The sequence below is a fragment of the Paenibacillus sp. SAFN-054 genome, assembly GCF_051966755.1.
GTDB lineage: Bacteria > Bacillota > Bacilli > Paenibacillales > Paenibacillaceae > Paenibacillus_AQ.
Window position 1 is genome coordinate 28,798 of record NZ_JBQCKS010000008.1, and the last position, 18,813, is coordinate 47,610.

Consider the following 18,813-nt stretch of genomic DNA (forward strand, 5'->3'; position numbering starts at 1 on the left):
AAGAATGTGTCGACCACCCCCTTTACCGATCCGAGCCTCTCTTAGCCGATGTGTTTACTGGAGGGGCCTTCCTTGCAGGGCCGCTACCGCCGCTTCCGTTGGGAGATGGCCCGTTCCTCCCAAACCCTGCGTAGACAACGCGCCGCAGGCATTGGCGAATTCGAGCAGCTCCCTGCCGGTTAAGCCTTGGAGATAACCACGAATCATTCCCGCGTTGAAGCAATCTCCCGCCCCCGTCGTGTCCACTGGAGTGACCGGATAAGGAGACGCTGACACGCAAGAGCCGTCAGGAGATCGGAGCGATGCTCCCTTCGAGCCTTGTTTGACAGCGATCAGACCCGGAGCGGCAGCCAGTTGGCCGAATACGGCTTCTACGCTGTCCTGCTCAAACATATGCAGCGCCTCCTCCTCGCTGGGGATAAACAAATCCGTAACGGCCAGCAGTGCGCGGATCCCGGCGGCATCCCACTGTCCCCGCACGTCCCATCCGGTATCAAAGGATGTGCTGACCCCAAAGCCATGTGCCTTTCCAAATAGCTCCTTCCAATGCGGCCTCATGCCGTTCTGCAAATAATAGGAGCCGAAATGCAAATGATCTGCCGCCTGAATTAATGCATCGGGAATATAGTCAGGCGTCAGCAGCGGAATGCTCCCCGGATACGTGATCAAACCGCGGTCGGAAGGCGTCGTAAACGAGAGGGTAACCCCCGTTTGGACCTCAGGCAGCACCGCTACATGATCAGTGTTCACGCCCAGCCGCTGCAGCTCGCTCAAGCAGAAACGGCCAAAGTCATCCGCCCCCACCACGCTGACGAACCGCACGTCCAGGCCGAGGCTGGACAGCGCGCTTGCGGTAATCGCCGAGGAGGAGCCGAGTACGATGTCAAAACCGTCGACTATTTTCTCGCGGTTCCATTCCGGAATCACGTCCGTTCCTGAGACAATGATGTCCACATTCAACTCGCCGGCCACGACGACAACCGGTTTTTCCTTGCCCAATCCCATCATTTCAGCACCGGTATGAAGTCGCGCTCCGCTTCATACAGCTCCTCGAACATGTCGCTGATCTCATCCAGCGAACAGACCGCGGCGGACAGCGGATCGACCATCAGCGCATGGCGGGCCATTTCTTTGTCGTTATTCAGCACAGCGCCTACAGCCAGGTCAAAGAACGCCATGTTGGACCGGCACAGCGCGGCCAGATGCTCCGGCAGGCTGCCGAAACGGCATGGATTTATGCCATTGCGGTCGACCATACAGGCTACTTCGACGACCCCATCCCCGGGAAGATTATGAATCAGTCCTTCATTCGGCACGTTTCCGTAAATCACCTTCGGTTCATTTTTCAGCATCGCTTCAATAATGATGGCCGCGTATTCGTTGCTTGACGCAAGCTCAATCGGCAGGGCGCCCTCCAGCTGCTTGACGATTTTTTCATCATTTTCCCGGCGCCAAATCGGCCAGTTATCCGCATAATAGCCTGTCGCGCCGTTATATCCGGTGCTGCAGTGCTTGTCGATTAAAGACTGCCGTTTGCGGTAGTACGGAATGTATTCCGAGAAGTGTCCGCTGGATTCCGAGACGAAGGCCCCCAGGTATTTCATGGCGTCGAAACGCACAGGGTCCTTTTTCAGCAGGTCTAGATTCTGGATCTTCTCGCGGAGCACAGGGTACAGATCTTTCCCGTCGTGAGTCAGCTCCACAAACCAGGACATATGGTTGATTCCTCCGGCTCTCCACTGCATATCTTCGTAAGGGACGCTGGCGTATTTGGCTAACTGCCGGGACGTATTCTGGATGGAATGGCACAGGCCGACGACCGGAATGGAGGTCACACGCGAAGTCAGCAGGGTCACCGCCGACATCGGATTCGTATAGTTCAGAATAGTCGTGTCCGGGCACAGATCCTCCACATCGCGGATGATGTCCATCCAGCTCGGAAGCGTGCGCAGCGTTTTAAACAGTCCACCGGGCCCCAGCGTATCACCGATGCATTGATTAACCCCATATTTCAGAGGAATTTCGTATTCATAGCGGACGGTTTGCAGCCCGCCCACTTCGATTTGGTTGATCACGAACTGCGAACCCCCGATGACCTCCCTGCGATCGGTCGAGGCGATGACGTTCCAGCGCTTGCCGGACAGCTCGATGATTCTCTCGACCAGTTTACGGGCAATCTCCAGCCGCTCCGCGTCGATATCCACCAAAGCGATCGTACCGCCCTCTATGCCTTCGATCAGCAAAATGTCCGTGGCGATGTCCTGCGTAAAGGCGCTGCCTGCGCCGATAATTGATATTTTAGTCATGCCAGTTCTCCTCCTCATGGTCTCTTCTGTTGTTTATTTCATGCCTGTCATCGTGAGTCCTTTAATGAACTGCTTCTGGAAAATCAGGAACACCACAATCACCGGAAGGGTGATGAGCACCGCCGCCGACATGACGACGTTATAATTGACCATATGGGTTCCGTTAAAATAAACAAGAGCGAGCGGCACCGTCATTTTGCTCTCGTCGTTCAGAATGATGAGCGGCCATAAATAGTTGTTCCAGGCATTCATGAACGTAAAAATGCCAAGCGCCGACAGCATCGGCAGAATTAATGGCGCAATGATCCGGACCATCAGCCGAAGCTCGCCTGCCCCGTCGATCCTTGCTGCGTCGAGCAAATCCTGAGGAATGTCCTCGATGAACTGCTTCGCAAGAAACACCCCATAAGAGCTGACCAGATTCGGCAGGATAATCGCCAGCAAATGATTAACCAGACCCAGCTTGGCCGTGATCAGATAGGTCGGAATCATGACCACCTGAAATGGAATCATCATGGTGGCCAAGATGAGGATAAACAGCAGCTTCTGGCCTTTGAATTGATGCTTGGCGAAAATATACCCCGCCAGGGCGCTCGTAAATAACGTCGCGGCCGTAATGACAACCGACGTCATCGCGCTGTTCAAAAACCACCTTCCGAACGGAGCGTCCTCAAGGACAGTCCGGTACCCCTCCAGGCTGGGATGCTGCGGCAGAAGCGCATGCGAGCCTGACACGATTTCCATATTGCTTTTTAATGAAGACAATACCATCCACAGATACGGCAGCAGCATCAGGCATCCGGCCGCGATCAGCACGACCATGACGATGCCGTCGATCCATCGATTTCTACGGTGCATCGAAAATCCCCCTTGTCAGTACTCCCACTCGGTACGTCCCCACTTCAGCTGCAGCAGGGTTACCAGCAGAATGATGATCAGAAATACGGTAGCCATGGCGGACGCATACCCCATGTTGGAATTGGAGAATGCCTGCTCGTAAATATGAAGGGCCAGCACCCGTGTCTCATTGAACGGCTCCCCCTTGGTCATGATCTGGAACTGGGCGAAAGCCTGGAAATAGGAGACGACCGTCGTGACGGATACAAACAACATGGTGCGCCGAAGCAGAGGTAGCGTCACATGCCAGAACGAATGCCACCGGCTCGCACCATCCAGAATGGCTGCCTCATAATACATGTCCGGAATGGAATCCAGACCCGCGATAAAGAGCACGATGTTATAACCCATATCGGCCCACAGCGTCATCAGGATGACGGAGTACAGCGCATAATGGGGATCGCTCAGCCACTGCACGGGAGCCATATGAAGCTGGTTTAGCACGATATTAAACAGCCCGTGGTTGTAGTTGAACATGGTGCTCCATACGATGGCGGTTCCCGCCAGCGGCGCGATCGTCGGCAGAAAAAAGACAGTGCGCATCAGGTTCCGCAGCCAGCCCGCACGGATCCGCTGGATCGCGACGGCGATCATTAAGGTAATGAGGATGTTGACCGCAACGGCAATGACCACGAATTTGACCGTGACCCAAAGCGATTTGATGAAAATGGAATCGCTCAGCATGCGGATATAATTGTCCGCACCGACGAAAAGCGCGCTTGCGCTGAGCGGATTGTATTTAAATACCGACAACCCCAGGCTCCACCCAATCGGAATGAAAGCGAATACAATGAATAATAGCAATATCGGCGCCAGCGACAAATAGATGAAGCTGCGGCCCCTTCCTTTCCCCCCTCTACGGCCCGGGAGACCAGGGGCGATGCCTTGACTGCTGCTTGCTGCAGTGTCATGCCTCATACGAACACCACTCCGATCATTTATGTTGATCCTGACTGTCGTTAATGGTTTTTTCGATCTGCTGCAGACCACTTTCCACCGATTCCTGGCCGGTCGCCATCAATTGGAAATGATCATTGATCGTTTTAAAGAAAAAGTCCCGGTCGGCAATAGGCCCGATCCACTGGCCCAGCTCCAAAATAGCAAGCGATGTTTTCATATAAGGATTCGCTTTGACGTAGTCGGGATTTTGCGCCACCGCTTTTTTGGCCGGAACCGTAAACGTGCCCTGGTTCCACGCGAGCAGATTATCGTTGGATGACATGAATTTGATAAAATCGACGGCTGCTTCCTGGTGCTTGCCCTTCTGGGACGCGACAAGCCCCCAGCCTGATTCGGCCGCATAAGCAGGCGGATTCGCCGTAAAGGAAGGAACGGGCACATACTCGAAGTCCTTGACCTTGTATGTATTCAGCCCTGCAGCAATCGTCCATGGACCCCGGTAGGTCATGGCTGAGCTGCCTTGAAAGAAGTAGTCTGAGGTGTCAAGTTCACCGCCAAACGTGGTGAGGTCCGCCACTTTATCGGTGGCGATCAAAGAGGTTAAGGCGGTCATCGCCTTTTGTGCTTCAGGAGTTTGAAAGTTCACATGGTCGTTATCGCCCCAATACTTGCCGTTTTGCTGCAGAATCAAAGAAAGGAACGTGAAGGTGATATTGTCGCTGGAGACGAAATCGAATCCCTTCACCTTGATGCCGTTCGTGCCCCGCACCGTCAGTTTTTTGGCGTCTTCGACCAGTTCGTCCCAGGTGGCCGGGGGGCCTGCGATGCCCTGATCCTTCAACATTTGCGGGTGAATCAGCATCCCGCCATTCTCGATGTTAAATTCGAGCGGCAATCCATACAGCTTGTCGTTCCAGGTGTACCCTCCGAGCGGGGCTTCGTAATACTCCTGCCGCAGCTGCCCGCCTCCCGGTATTTCCACCAGCGCCCCGTTTCTCGAGTATTCCGGTACCCAGGTGCCGAACATTTCCGCGATGTCGGGCGGGTTTTTGGCGGAGAAGGATGCCTTGAGTTTCTGATTGTACACGTCATAAGGAAAGGTCTGGTAGTCGATCTCGATGTCGGGATGCAAGGATTGGTACTTGGTGATCAGCGCTTTGTAAGCATTCATAATGGCATCTTCCTGATGACTCCAAAACACAAGTTTGGTTTTGCCTGTTGAATTAGCAGAGGTGGTAGAAGCATCAGGTTCGTCTTTCTTTGCGCAACCAAGGAGTGAAAAAATCATGCAAATTAGAGCAAAAATAGAGAAACACTTGAAATATCGCAATGACATAACCCCTTTCCCTTTACTTTTTTGCCTTTATCACCTCAATCTGATAAAAATCATACCTCCGATGAAAGCGATAGTCAATTCATTTTTGCAATTATATTGCAAATTTATTATTGTATTTTGCAATATATTATCATCATTTTTCAGTTGACCTGCGATTTTATTTTACTTAACATATAGAGTAAGCAATCACGGCAAGAAGTTTTGAAGCATCCTCATAATGACATAAAGGCAGGTCATGACATGCCCACATTAAAAGATATTGCCGAACGCGTCGGCGTCTCTATATCGACCGTATCCCGCGTTCTGGCCGACGATTCGAACCGCTCCTCAAGCAGCGGGACCAAGAGGAAAATCTGGGACGCGGCGCAAGCGCTCGGGTACATGGCGAAGGTGCCATCCCAGGAACATGCCGCTGTCAAAAAAATCGGATGTGTCGTATCGACCATGCAGGGGCGGCGCTATCACCCTTATTTTTCGGTCATTTTTGAGGGAATCGAGAAGGAACTGGCCCGTCACGGATACCAAATCGCCTTTACCTACACGCAAGAGGATTTGCAAAAAGTTGAAACATTACAGCAAATCTCCGGCAAGGATTCGGTCGACGGGTTGATCGTTATTGAAGGCATTGAGCCCCAATTATACAGCTATCTCAAGAAGCACGTTCCGCATATCGTAGGAATCGACGTATCCGATCCGAGCATTCCGACCATCTCCTACGACCGCATCGAAGCGGCATCGATCGCCGTCAAACATTTAATCGAACAGGGCCACCGCGAGATTATGTTTATCGGAGGCACGGGCCTATCCGGCCAATTCGACCGGGAGAAAAGGTACCGGGGGTACAAGCAGGCCCTCGAGCAGGCCGGCCTGTCGGTTCAGCCGGAGCATGTACTGAATGCCGAATGGGAGCCGGACAGCGCCTATCATCTCATGCTGAATTTTTTGGAGAAGCATCAAGGACGGATGCCGACAGCGGTCTTCGCGGCCAGCGACATCATGGCGATGGCCGCTATGCGGGCTATTTCCGAGAAAGGCTACCGCATGCCCCAGGACTTCGCTGTCGTCGGATTTGATGACAACGAGCCGTCACGCTACACGGTCCCCCCGCTCTCGACGATTCATATTCCGACGTTCGAAATCGGCGTCATGGCCGCAAGAACGATCCTGCAGATTACCGGAGAGCCCTTCCCGCTGCCGGTCAAAATCGTTCTGCCGTATCAGCCGATCTTCCGCCAATCCAGCACTTGGCAGGTGTAGTTGCAGCACAACAGGCAAAGGCCTCTCTTTTCGCTCTGAAGATTAAACCTCAGGCGGCAAGAGAGGCCTTTTTTTCGGCTCCCGGTCGTTTCAATGAAACATGTTTCTAATGAGGCATAGGGCCATGCCCGGGTTCATTATGCTGCTCGCCGTCCCTCTTTTGGGTAACAGGCCCCGCCATCGATTGCAGCACCCGGAGCACCCCATATCCCAGCACGCCGCCTGCCGTATTCATGATCATGTCATCGACGTCAAAGGTTCCGATAAACAGCAGCAACTGCGCGGTTTCCAGCGCCAGGCTGACTGCGAAAGAAATCAGCAGCACCTTCAGCATCGGCATGGACCGGAATCCGCAGACCAGCGGCAGCAGGAACCCGAGCGGCATGAAGGCGGCGATGTTTCCGAAAAAGTTGATGAAGCCGGACGGACTCGCGAGATTGTGAATATTCCCGATAATCTCATGCATGGGCACAAGATTGCTCATCAGCCTCAGACGGTGCAGGATCCGATCCGGATGCGTGATGCTCTCGATCAGCTGCAGCAGGTAGAAACCGGGGCTCGAGCCTCCAAACTTGAACAAAATGATCTTCACGAGCACATATAAATAAACGATAAACACCAGGATCAAGCCCAGCTTGACCGCCATGCGTATGGAATGGTTCGGATCGGCCGGGGCACCGGATTGGTGCCTTCCGGATTGGCTCCGGTCTGGCGGAACAGGATGATAAGAATTCATAACGGCTTCTCCCTTAACATGCAATTTTGCTTACATGATTAAGGATAACGGTAAGGTCTTTGATATTTCTCAACAAATAATAAAGAAGTTTAAAGAATCGGTTTATGATTTCCTTTTGCATTCGGATGCGTTACAATGGATTTCATATTCACGATGATGAAGAAGAGTATGCGAAACGATCGTCTTCAGAGAGCCGGCGGGTGGTGCAAGCCGGTGGCGGCGTACGCGGAAGTGGGCTTCGGAGTGACCGGTCTGAACGTAAACCGCAGGCATCTGCGGTTTGACCCAGTAGGACAGGCGGCATGTTCCCACCGTTAACAGGGGCAGGGTATCGAAGAGGCGTTAGGAAGTATCGGCGGCCGAATCCGTACCTGATGAGCAGGGCTGCATTTCTCTACGAAAAGGCAGCCAATCAAGGTGGCACCGCGAAGCTGACGGCTTCGTCCTTGGAAAGCGATTGTACCGGAGCGCAAGCTTACGGACTGACGCTTTTCAAAGGACGAGGCCTTTTTTGTGCTCAAGAACAGGAGGTGATGGCCATGGATGACGGCTGGTGGTGGCGAAGCGAAGGAATGGCAATAAGCTTAATAATCAGGAGGAATCATGATGAACACAGAAACCGTAAATCAACCGAAGCAAGACATTATGCTGACCGGAGACCGGACGACCGGCAAGCTGCATCTGGGCCATTACGTCGGCAGCCTGAAAAACCGGGTGCAGCTGCAGCATCAGTATGAATCGTATATCATGCTGGCGGACGTGCAGGCTTTGACGACCCATTTCCATGACCCGGGGCTGCTCTCCCGAAGCGTGCGCCAGGTGGCGCTCGACTACCTTTCTGCCGGAATCGACCCGGAGCGCGCCACCATTTTCGTGCAGTCGATGGTGCCGGAAATTGCCGAGCTGACCTGCTTTTATTCCATGTTCGTTACCGTCAGCTCCCTGCGTCATAATCCTACCGTGAAGCATGAAGCCCAGGAACGCGGGTATGACGATCTATATTACGGCTTTCTTGGCTATCCGGTCAGCCAGGCGGCGGACATCACGTTCTGCAAAGCTTCCCTCGTCCCGGCTGGCGAGGACCAGATTCCCCATATCGAACAGACGCGCCGGATCGTGCGCCGCTTCAACGAGCTGTACGCTCCCGTGTTGGTGGAACCGCGAATCCTTGTCGGAGAACGTCTGGAGGGACTGGGTGGCGGCAGCAAAATGAGCAAAAGCCTTGGCAATGCCATCTCCCTTGATGCCTCCTCCGAGGAGGTTAGCCTTCAGATCCGAAGGGCCAAAACCGATCCCGCACGCATCCACAAGACCGATCCCGGCCATCCGGAGGTCTGCACCATTTACGGTTATCACCGGATTTTCCGCCCGGAAGACAGCGGCAATATTCATGAAATGTGTACCCGGGGCGCGCTCGGCTGCGCAGCCTGCAAGTCTAAGATCACCGAGGCGATCGAAGAGGTGCTTAAGCCGATCCGCGAACGCCGCGCCAAGTACGAACAGCGTTCCGGCGACATTGACGACATCCTGATGACCGGAACCGCAAAAGCCCGCGAGGCCGCGCGCCAAACGATGGGCGAGGTACGCGAGGCCATGGGGATCAACTATTTTTCCCGAACCTAATGATATAAATAAAAGGGCTCTCCCAACATTGGGAGAGCCCTTCTCGCTTATTATGGATTAATCATGACCGTTCTAAGGTTGTTTACATATTGCACATCCAAGCCGAGTCCCGATGCAAGCGCGGCCAGCGGAACGTACGTCTTCGATTCCTTGCCCACCTTGTTCAGGAAAGCCGGCGCATCGACGGGAACAGCCTTGCCGTCCACTTTCACAGTTTTGGCCCCGATGGTAATGACGACCGTATGTCCCTCATACGCAATCGTGGCGCTCGACGTTTTGTTGTCCCATTTCGAGGTAGCTCCGATCGCGTCCACGATATCCTTGATGGCGACGAAATTCAGGTTCTGGCGGATGACCGGCTTATACGGGGTGTTCAGCTCTTTCCCCTTCACGAAGATTCCCATCGGGGTTCCCGCTTCATGCGCGGCCAGCTTGGTGTAGCTGCCCCAGATCACCTTCGCGAATACGCCCGCCATCGCTTCATAGCCAAGCTGATTCGGATGAATGTCCCGGTCCTTGATGATATGGGTCATCGTGCCTTCCCCGCCGACGAATTCCTTCGCCACATGGGCGACCTTCACGTTGATTCCTTGAGCGGTAAAGTCGGCTGCCATCTTGTCGATGACGCCCGTGAATGCTTCCGCCGCTTGACCAAGCTTCGGATAAAGCACCTTGTCGGCGACCTCCGGCATCGGCTGGTATTGATCCGCCACCACGATGAGCGTGTCCGGGTTCAGCTCGTGCAGGTCGGCCACAATCACGCCCATGCTGTCCGTATACAGCTTGAACAGCTCCTGCGTGCGAGCCTGCAGGTCCGCATCCGAGAGCTTGCCGGCCCCCGCAATCAGCTCGGACAGATCGTTGCCGCCGATCGTAATCGTTACCGCATCCGCCGCCGCAAGGTCCGACTTCGTCTGCGCAGCCGCGGCTCCGATCTGTGCCGCGCGCGGATCCACAAGCTTCGGCTGGATCGCGTCAGCCGTGATGGCCTGCCCCTTCTTCACCGCTTCCACGAAATTCAGCAGCCCGCCGCTTTTGAGACCGGCAATGCCAACGTTGACCGTCTCGGCACGTCCGTGCAGCAGCGCCTGCTCCTGCAGCCGGTCGACGAAGCCGTACGGCCGCTCCGTTTCGCTCTTGCCCGGCTCATACCCTACCGTCAGCGAGTCGCCAAGCGCCACGATACGGTACGGCTGCTTCTCCCCTGCGCCCTCCGTAACCGGCGCAGCCGAAGCCGCGCCGAGCAGCATCGTAGACATCAGCATGGCCGCGGAAACAGCAGATATGTACTTTTTCAAAGAATTGCGCATTCGATCACTCCCTCTCATAGATAAAAAAGCCCCCACCCGGCGGTGAAGGCTTCTACCATTTTACCATCTTCTGCTAATGGGGTTAACCCGTTTCTTCACGAAATTCGGACGGCGTTCTCCCCGTCGCTTTCTTGAATACCTGGGTAAAATATTTCGGGTCCTGGTAGCCTACCAGCGGCGCGATCTGATATACCTTGACGCTGGTATTTTTCAGGATGTATTTGGCCTTATCCATCCGGCATTCCGTCAAATACTCGAGGAAGGTGTATCCCGATATCTGTTTGAACAGCGTGCAGAAATGGCTGATGCTGAGATCGACGACCTCCGCCACCTCTTCAATGCTCAGATCCTTGTGGTAATGGTTCAAAATATACAGCTTTGCCTTCTCGACCAGCGAGTGTCCGTCCTCTTTCGTCTGACTGCGCATGCTCTCTTTCATCTGCTGCGTGAACGCCTGTTTCAGCATGCCGATCGACTCGTTCAAATTTCCTGCCTCATACAGGTTCTGGACCAAGCCGTCCAGCGGCCATTCCGCGAGCAGGTTCGCATACTCCAGCTGACGGTACAGCACAACCGCAATTTCCACAAGCATGCGCTCTGCCGTTTCCTTGGCGAACGCATGCTGCTCGATGTAGGACCTCAGTTCATCAAACAACGAGGACAGCCGCGGGGCGTCCAGCGTGCGGACGCTGTCGATCAGCGCCGATTCCAAATGCTTGGGATACTTGATATCCATAGGGCGCGTCTCCTGTTCCACTTGATCGTGGTCGATGAACACCCCTTCCTGCTCGGAATAAAAGCGTTGATAGAGGGCCCGGGTTGCGCTCTGATACGCCATGCTCAGCTGCTTGATGCCTTTGCTGCCCCGGCTGATACCGACGGAGCATCTCAGCTTGGAGTATTTCCGGATCTGCAGGATCAAGTCGTTGCCAAGAGCAGCCTTCTCTTCCTGAAGTCCTTCCGGAAAAAGAATGATCCATTCGCCGCTGTGAAAGGGAAACACGGTCAAGCCCCCATGCTGCGAGGACCATTCCTCCAATATGTTCCTTATGGCAAACAGCCACAGCCGCTTCTCATCCATCAGCCACTGCTCATTCAGGCGAAGGTAATGATCAAGCTGAACGACAGCCATAAAATAGGCCTGTTCCAGCTCGCTGTTCTCCATCCACTGCATGTAGGCGAGCGGCCTGTCGTTGCCCTCGATCCATTCCGAGAACAACCGCTCCCGGGCCATCACGGACAGCACCTGCACCGAATGCAGCAGCTTGTCATTCGCATGCTGGGCATCGAGCTGCGTGACCGCGCGCTGCAGCATTCCAGTCAGTTCATCGTGGTCGATCGGCTTGAGCAGGTAATCGAAGGCTCCCTGCCGGAGCGCCTCCCGTGCGTATTCGAACTCGCCATAACCACTGATGACGATAAAGATCCGCTTCGGGCTTTCCGACAGCACCTCCCTCATCAAGGTCAGGCCGTCCATGCCGGGCATGCGGATATCGCTGACGATCATGTCGGGCGAATGCTCGGCCGCCAGCTTCAGGGCGCCATCCCCGTTTCTTGCCGTTCCGACCACTTCCAGCCCGAGCTCCTCCCAGTCGATCGCCGCCTGCAGGCTGCGCAGGATCATCGGCTCGTCATCCACCAGAATGACTTTGTATTTGGCGGCTCTTCCCATCACTCACACCCCTTGTTCATTTCACGGTAGAGCTGCGCCGCAGGCTCCAATACTTCCGCAGAGCATCATCCATGCGGTTCAGCGCATCCCCCGCCGTGATTTGACGGTTGATCATTTCTTCCACGACCGCCAGAAACGACCGTTTCACTTCAGGCGACAAAATATTGTCATACGGCACGAAGGTCGTCTTGGTTTGTTCCATCAGCCCCGTTACCTGGGTAAAAATCGGACCCGTCTTCTCTGCGTCAAAATCGACTCGCATCGACGGAATGCGCAGGCCTTCGTAGACGATCCGGTTCTGTACTTCCTTCGAATAAAAAGCCTTCATCAGTTCCAAGGCTGCCTTCTGCTGCGCCTCGGTCAGATTCGAGGAAAGGCCGATCCCGAAGGTGTAGCCTCCGGCCATCGATCTCGGTCCGCCGGGAATGAGCGAAGGGAACGGAATAACGCTGACCTCGTTTTGGAACGCCGGCGGGGCTTTCTCATTGTGAAACAGCGTGATGTCCCAGTTGCCGTTCAAATACATCCCCGCTTTTTCGTGCGTAAACAGGTCAATCGCTTCTTCCGTCGAAAGCTCGTTAGGCGACGGCCCGAAGGCGCCTTCCCTGCCCCACGCCTCCAGCTGCTCGAATGCTTGGAGATACCCGCTGTTCTGAAAGGCCGCGCCGCTTTTGCCTTGTACGATATCATCGATCATCTGCGGATTGCTGTAACGGTCCATCAAATAATGGGCGAATATCGCTGCCGGCCAGCGATCCTCATTGCCAAGCGCAAACGGAATATATCCGTTCGCCTTCAGCACCTTCACGGCGTTATTCAGCTGGCTGAGCGACTCCGGAAGCGCAAGTCCCAGCTTGTCGAAAATTTCCTTGTTCACGTATAGCGGCTCGGCGTTGCCTTCGATCGGCAGCCCATAGATCCGGTTATCGAAGGACCACAATTGCAAATCCTTGAATTCCTTTTCCAGATGGTTGGTCCTCACGAACTCCGTCAGGTCCATCAGCCGGTTCGAACGGATATAAGGCTCGATCTCCGCTCCGCCGAACAGCACAAACATGTCGGGGGCCGTGCCTGTCAGCATTTCGCTCTTCAGCTTCTGCTCCCGGTGAATCGTCTGGTCCATGCCTTCAAAGTTCACCTTCACGTTGGGATGAGCATTCTCGTACCGCCGGACGATATCCTCGAAAATATTCAGCATCGGGCGGTCATGCTCGGTGATCCAGAAATGGCGGAAGGTGAGCGTGATTTTCTCGGTCGTCTCCTCTTCGATATCATGGTGATTGCCGCGCGCGACAAGCGTCACCGTAACGGTAAGGATGATGGCATACAGCAGGGCCCAGCTCCAGTTCAGCCATTTTTTCATATGTAATTTCCTCAAGGCTTCATCCTCCTTCGCAGCCGGCTTCATCGGTTATGGCATAATTTTGGGCAGCCGGATGCGGATGGTCGACCCAAAGCCCGGTGAGGAGCAAACGAGAATGCCATAATGTCCGCCAAAACGGATGCGAAGGCGTTCATGCACATTTTTCAGTCCGACGCCGCTGTCGCGGTACTTTTTCGTCCCTTGGGCGTGCTCATCTCCCAAATGAAGCAGGGTGTCCTGATCGAATCCCGGCCCGTTGTCGGTCACGTCAATGATGATGTCGTTACCGGCATCCCGGGCTACGATGCGAATACAGCCCTTATCCTCCATCGGCTCAATCGCGTGGTACAAAGCGTTTTCCACGATCGGCTGGACGATCAGCTTTTGCGTCATGAAGGATTTCAAGGATTCGGGAAGGTCAATCTCGTATTCGAACCGGTCCTCGAAACGGTATTTTTGAATATTCATGTAATGACGTACATGCTCGAACTCCATGTTCATGGTGATCAGCTCCTGATTTTCGCTGATGCTGATGCGCAGCAGCTTGCCGAGCGAGATGACCATTTTGCTGATATCCCGGTTTCCGGCCAGCACGGCCATGGAATTGATGGATTCGAGCGAGTTATATATAAAATGCGGGTTGATCTGAGCGACCAGAGCCTGCATTTCGGCTTCTTTTTTGCGTGTCTGTTCGGTCTCCACCTGCTGCAGGAGCTCCTGGATTTGCTGGCTCATGCGGTTAAAGCCGTCAATCAGCAGATCCGTTTCGTCAAAGCGCTCCACATGCGACTGGATCGGCACGAAGATGCCCTGCTTCACCCGTTTCATGCCGTTGACCGCGCTGATAATGCTGCGGACGAGCCTGCGGATGAAGAACTGGTCGAACCATAATGCGGACAAAAGCGAGAACAGCACCAGAATCACCGCGATGTTGCGGATCGACACCGATTCCGAGCGGATCAGCTTGAGCGGGGTGACCGCGACCAGGTACCACTGTTCATTATGGGATGGCAGGAACGTGATGAGCGATTTCTCATGCTGGTACGAATCCACGTAGTAATCCTTGTCCTGACGGAAGCCCGCAGACAAGAACGGAAAATGAACCTTCTCGCCGATATGCCCGCCGGATTTATTAAACACGATGCTCCCCTGCTTGTTTACGAGCAGAATGTCCCCGCTCTTCAATGTAGCGGATTCCCAGAACACCTGATCCAGAATGTCGGGTTTCACATAAATGACGAGATAGCCGATGTCCTCGAGCGAATAATAGTCTTTGATCATACGTGCATGGATCATGACCGGTTTACCTGTCTCGGCGGAGCCATTCTCCCCCGGACCTGACCAGACCGGCCTGCCTTCGGCCTTTGCCATATCGCGGAACCATACCTGGTTCTTCATATCTGTATACGATAAAGGCGCATTGTATTGATAGACGAGATGGGTCTTGGAATACAAGCTGAATGACGTAATCATCGGATGATTAATGAGCAAATTGTTGATTTCCTGCTTGCGGTCATAGGTCATGATCGAATCCTGATTCTTCAAAGCCTGCTGAATCGACGGCTGCGTGATCGCCGCGTTCGAGATCGAGTTGATTTCATTGAGGGCGAACTTCAGCTTCCGGTCGGTCTCCAGCAGCGAGATCCCATAGAAATTGTTCGACTTCTTCTCCATAGCGCTTGAAAAATTGTAATACGAAACGATGCCCATCACAATGACCGGGATAAACACAAGAAGAATAATAGCAAGCAAGATTTTACGGCGGAGCTTCATGGCATTTCCTCCTGCGCCCTGATCTGTGGCTTCACTCTATTATTCTTCATCATGTTTATAATTCCTTGCATGAAACAATAGATTGCCGCGGCAAGTTTTTTGCTGTGGCTTAGTCCACGTCCCAATCTAGGGACCTTAGCTCTTAACCGCACCGGAGGTGAGGCCCGCGATGACCCAGCGGCTGAACAGCAGGAAGACGATAAGCAGCGGCAGTGTCGCTGTAAAGGTCGCGGACATGATCATGCCGTAATCCAGACCGTCGCGGTTCGAGAACAGCTGCTGCAGCGCGATCTGAATGGTGAAATGCTCGCTGTTCTTCAGCACGACCAAAGGCCAGAAGAAATCATTCCACACGTTCATGAAGTTCAGGATGCCGAGCGTCGCCATGGCTGGCGTTATGACGGGAACGGCAATGCTCCAGAAAATCCGGAAATGGCCTCCCCCGTCGATTCGCCCGGATTCAATCAGTTCCGAGTGTACCGCCGTCGCCGCATACTGCCTCATCCAGAAAATCCCGAAGGCATTGACCATCGCCGGCACGATCAGTGCCCGGTAGGTGTCGATCCAGTGCAGCTTCGCCATAATGATGTACGTCGGCAGGACGCTCAGCTGCGAAGGTACGAACAAGGTTGCGATGACGAAGTAAAACAGTGCATTTTTAAACGGAAATTCGAATTTGGCAAAAGCATACCCCGCAAGCGTACAGAAGAACACGACCGAGATCGTGACCATTGACGACACGAACAAGGAATTCAGCAGCGCCTGAAAGAAATCGGTCCGCTCCAGCACGCGCTGGAAGTTGTTGAAGAACTCGCCCCCGATTGTTAATAGCGGAGGAATATGGAACACGGCTCCACGATCGTTCGTTGCAATGACGAACATCCAGTAGAACGGAAATATGGATACCAGCGCACCGATGATGAGCAGCAGGTAGAACAGGGTTTTGCTGACAATGCCGGCATCGCCGGGTGCTTTCGAAGGGGTCCACGTGTTTGAACTCATTTCTTGCCACCTCCTGTGTCGCCTTCCATGCGGCCGGTAACCCACATGTTGATCATGGAGAAAATAATCGTAATGATGAACAGCATGACCGCTGTCGCCGCCGCGGTTCCAAAGAACCCGTTACGGAATGCTTCGCTGTACAGATACGTAACCATGGTGATGCCTTCCTGCCGCGTCGAGCCCGTGCCCGACTGTCCGAGATATACGTACGGCTCCGTGAAGAGCTGCAGGGATCCGATCGTCGAGATCAAGGTGACAAAGACGATGAATGGCTTCAGGAGCGGCAGCGTGATGTAGGCTAGCTGCTGGCGCCGATTGGCCCCGTCGATGCGCGCCGCCTCGTACAGGTCCAGCGGAATGCTCTGAAGGCCTGACAGGAAAATGATGGCGTTGTATCCCATCCAGCGCCACATGACCATCGTGGAGATGGCGATCTTCACGCCCCACCAGCCGGAGTTGAAAGCCATGCTCTCGAGTCCCATCTGGTTCAGCAGCCAGTTGATCATACCGTTATTGCCAAACAGTGTGCTGAAAACAAGGGTAACTGCAACGATGGACGTGATGTTCGGCATAAAAAAGAGAACCCTGAAGGTCTTCTTGAAGCGCGTCATCGCAGAGTTCAGCATAATGGCCACCAAAAGGGCGATGATCAGCTGCGGGATCGTACCCATAACGCCCATGATGAGCGTATTGGTGAAGGACGTCCAAAATAACGGATCGCTCGTGACCAGATCATAGTTTTTGAAGCCGACGTATTTCATCGGACCGAGCGCATCCCACTTGAAGAAGGACAAATAAATCGTAAAGAAGATCGGGTACAAGCCGAAAATGGCGAACAAAATAAAAAAAGGCGATATAAACGTATAGGCCGTTAACCGGCTCCGCTTTTGCTCGGTCCAGAATGGCCGCTTGCCGGCCGGTGCAGGTTGAACAGCGGTTACGGGTTCTGCCATGGGGCACCTCCATGAAGTACTTTGGAATGACCCGGACCCGCCGGGGAGGGGGCTAGCCTCCGCCGTGCGGATCCGGGGTGATGATGGTGGTAATTATGCACTGTGGTCGCTCGTATACGGATCATTCTTCCGATCGCTGTTGTATCCAAATTTTCTGATCTAACCTTAAAAGGTTAAAATTCGGATACAAAGGCTATGCTTCCGATGCTAGCTTTCCTGCGGAAAGCTTTTAGGCGACCGCTGATGCTTCTTCAGAATGATTCCGTCTCCTCCGCTACGCATGCATGTTTGTTTGAGAGAGTAGTCCTAGCTCCGCGCTGCCAGCGTCTTCGCCTTTTCAACGGCTGCGTCCCACTCTTTGGCAGGGTCGGCTTTTTTCTCAAGCACGTTCTTGAGCGCATCCTTGAAGAAGGTATCCGTTTGGTCATGCAGCGGACCGTAGTAGACAGGTTTTACGCGCTGAGCGGCTTTACCGTATTCAACAGCAGTCGCTTGGCCGCCGAAGAAGTCGTCTTTGAAGCCTGTGAATGCTTCATCCGTATACAGTGCCGGAATGGAAGGCATAAGCCCCTTCGTTTTGAACGATTCCAGCTGGTTTTCCTTGTTGTCCAGCCAGGAGATGAACTCGTAGGCTTCTTTCGAATGCTTGCCCTGCTTCGGCAGCGTCAGGAACGAACCGCCCCAGTTGCCGGCGCCCTCAGGAAGCTGCGTAATTCTCCATTTGCCCGTGGAATCCGGGCCGTTGCTCTTGATGTTGCCCGCCATCCAAGCTGGTCCGAGCATCACATCGAATCCACCGTCGTTCGTCGCTTGACCCCACTCCGGAGACCACAGCAGCGTGTTGCCGATCCAGCCTTCTTGAATGCCTTTGACCGTAAAGTCGTAAGCCTTTTTCACCTGCGGGTTTTTGTCGCCGATGAAAGAGCCGTCTTCTTTGCTGAAGTAAATTTCGCCTTCAGATTGGTCGCGGATGCCGTTATAGACCAGATCCGTCAGGTCGGCGAACGGTTTGCCTGTTTTATCCTTGAACTGCTTCGCCACGGTTGCGAATTTATCCCAAGAATCGATTGCCTTGCCGAACGCGTCCGGCTCGGTTGGAAGTCCGGCCTGTTCAGCCAGGTCTGTGCGGTAGTATACGACTGTCGGACCGATATCCGTCGGAAGACCGATCTGGAAGCTGCCGTCCTTGGAAGACCCCTGTTTCCATTTCCAATCCAGATAGTTTCCGGCAATATCTTTAGCACCTAAATCATTCAGGTTATAAAATTTATCTTCCGCGGTAATGAACCGCTCCATGAATCCGATTTCAAGCATGAAAATGTCAGGCGCACCGGAGCCCGCGGACAGCGCCGTGGTCAGGTTGTTGTGGTGGGCCGTCTGGTCGGAGGTGTTCTGGAACTTGATCGTCACGTTCGGGTGTTCCTTCGTGTACTCCTTGCCCAGCTCCTCATAGTTCGTTGTTCCGAGCGACCAGAAGGTCAGCTCGACCTTTTCGCCGGAATCCTTTTTGGTGTCATCCGTTTGCGCGGTCTTATTATCTGTCGTCTTCTCCGGAGTTGTTTGGGCGTCCTCCGTGCCGCTCTTGCCTCCACATGCGGCGAGCGATGCCGTCAGCATCAGCGAAAGCAGCATCATCGGCCATTTCTTACCTCTTTTCATTGCTCTTTACCCCTCTCGAAAATAGG

15 protein-coding genes and 1 other annotated feature are annotated in these 18,813 nt (G+C 53.9%); of the genes, 2 read left to right on the forward strand and 13 right to left on the reverse strand.

Annotated features, from left to right (window positions below; genetic code table 11):
* Positions 1-54 precede the first annotated feature (54 nt).
* The 5 genes from ACTHPM_RS25445 to ACTHPM_RS25465 form a co-directional block, all read right to left on the reverse strand.
* Positions 55-999 (reverse strand): carbohydrate kinase family protein, encoded by a 945-nt coding sequence (locus ACTHPM_RS25445; RefSeq protein WP_440421724.1) that lies wholly within the window; start codon positions 997-999, stop codon positions 55-57.
* A gap of 5 nt (positions 1,000-1,004) precedes the next feature.
* Positions 1,005-2,306, reverse strand: a complete 1,302-nt coding sequence (gene melA, locus ACTHPM_RS25450; RefSeq protein ID WP_440398051.1) for an alpha-galactosidase — start codon at positions 2,304-2,306, stop codon at positions 1,005-1,007.
* A 33-nt stretch (positions 2,307-2,339) separates the two neighbouring features.
* Entirely contained in the window at positions 2,340-3,164 is an 825-nt protein-coding gene (locus tag ACTHPM_RS25455; RefSeq protein WP_440398050.1) for a carbohydrate ABC transporter permease, read from the reverse strand.
* Between the two features lie 15 nt (positions 3,165-3,179).
* Positions 3,180-3,956, reverse strand: coding sequence for a carbohydrate ABC transporter permease (locus ACTHPM_RS25460; protein ID WP_440421726.1), 777 nt, complete (start codon positions 3,954-3,956; stop codon positions 3,180-3,182).
* Positions 3,957-4,137: 181 nt separating this feature from the next.
* Complete coding sequence (locus ACTHPM_RS25465; protein WP_440398048.1) at positions 4,138-5,274, reverse strand: ABC transporter substrate-binding protein; 1,137 nt, start codon at positions 5,272-5,274, stop codon at positions 4,138-4,140.
* A gap of 405 nt (positions 5,275-5,679) precedes the next feature.
* Between ACTHPM_RS25465 and ACTHPM_RS25470 the strand changes: the two genes are divergently transcribed.
* On the forward strand, positions 5,680-6,696 hold the full coding sequence (locus tag ACTHPM_RS25470) for a LacI family DNA-binding transcriptional regulator (RefSeq protein ID WP_440398047.1): 1,017 nt from the start codon (positions 5,680-5,682) through the stop codon (positions 6,694-6,696).
* Positions 6,697-6,802: 106 nt separating this feature from the next.
* On the opposite strand, the gene ACTHPM_RS25475 is transcribed toward ACTHPM_RS25470, so the two are convergent.
* Positions 6,803-7,432: a VanZ family protein gene (locus tag ACTHPM_RS25475; RefSeq protein ID WP_440398046.1), complete on the reverse strand. Its 630-nt coding sequence runs from the start codon at positions 7,430-7,432 to the stop codon at positions 6,803-6,805.
* Between the two features lie 144 nt (positions 7,433-7,576).
* Positions 7,577-7,883, forward strand: a binding site (T-box leader).
* A 155-nt stretch (positions 7,884-8,038) separates the two neighbouring features.
* Between ACTHPM_RS25475 and trpS the strand changes: the two genes are divergently transcribed.
* A complete protein-coding gene (gene trpS, locus ACTHPM_RS25480) occupies positions 8,039-9,055 on the forward strand; it encodes a tryptophan--tRNA ligase (RefSeq protein WP_440398045.1) in 1,017 nt (338 codons plus the stop codon).
* 50 nt (positions 9,056-9,105) lie between these two features.
* On the opposite strand, the gene ACTHPM_RS25485 is transcribed toward trpS, so the two are convergent.
* The 7 genes from ACTHPM_RS25485 to ACTHPM_RS25515 all read right to left on the reverse strand — a co-directional run bounded on the left by ACTHPM_RS25485 (position 9,106) and on the right by ACTHPM_RS25515 (position 18,787).
* On the reverse strand, positions 9,106-10,365 hold the full coding sequence (locus tag ACTHPM_RS25485) for a stalk domain-containing protein (protein WP_440398044.1): 1,260 nt from the start codon (positions 10,363-10,365) through the stop codon (positions 9,106-9,108).
* Between the two features lie 82 nt (positions 10,366-10,447).
* Positions 10,448-12,040, reverse strand: a complete 1,593-nt coding sequence (locus ACTHPM_RS25490) for a response regulator (RefSeq protein ID WP_440398043.1) — start codon at positions 12,038-12,040, stop codon at positions 10,448-10,450.
* Positions 12,041-12,053: 13 nt separating this feature from the next.
* Positions 12,054-13,400, reverse strand: coding sequence for an ABC transporter substrate-binding protein (locus ACTHPM_RS25495; RefSeq protein WP_440398042.1), 1,347 nt, complete (start codon positions 13,398-13,400; stop codon positions 12,054-12,056).
* 48 nt (positions 13,401-13,448) lie between these two features.
* Positions 13,449-15,173 (reverse strand): cache domain-containing sensor histidine kinase, encoded by a 1,725-nt coding sequence (locus tag ACTHPM_RS25500; protein ID WP_440398041.1) that lies wholly within the window; start codon positions 15,171-15,173, stop codon positions 13,449-13,451.
* Between the two features lie 135 nt (positions 15,174-15,308).
* Entirely contained in the window at positions 15,309-16,175 is an 867-nt protein-coding gene (locus ACTHPM_RS25505; protein WP_440398040.1) for a carbohydrate ABC transporter permease, read from the reverse strand.
* Positions 16,172-17,128, reverse strand: a complete 957-nt coding sequence (locus ACTHPM_RS25510) for a carbohydrate ABC transporter permease (protein ID WP_440398039.1) — start codon at positions 17,126-17,128, stop codon at positions 16,172-16,174. The genes ACTHPM_RS25505 and ACTHPM_RS25510 overlap by 4 nt, the downstream gene beginning before the upstream one ends.
* A 306-nt stretch (positions 17,129-17,434) precedes the next feature.
* Positions 17,435-18,787, reverse strand: coding sequence for an ABC transporter substrate-binding protein (locus tag ACTHPM_RS25515; RefSeq protein ID WP_440398038.1), 1,353 nt, complete (start codon positions 18,785-18,787; stop codon positions 17,435-17,437).
* Positions 18,788-18,813 lie beyond the last annotated feature (26 nt).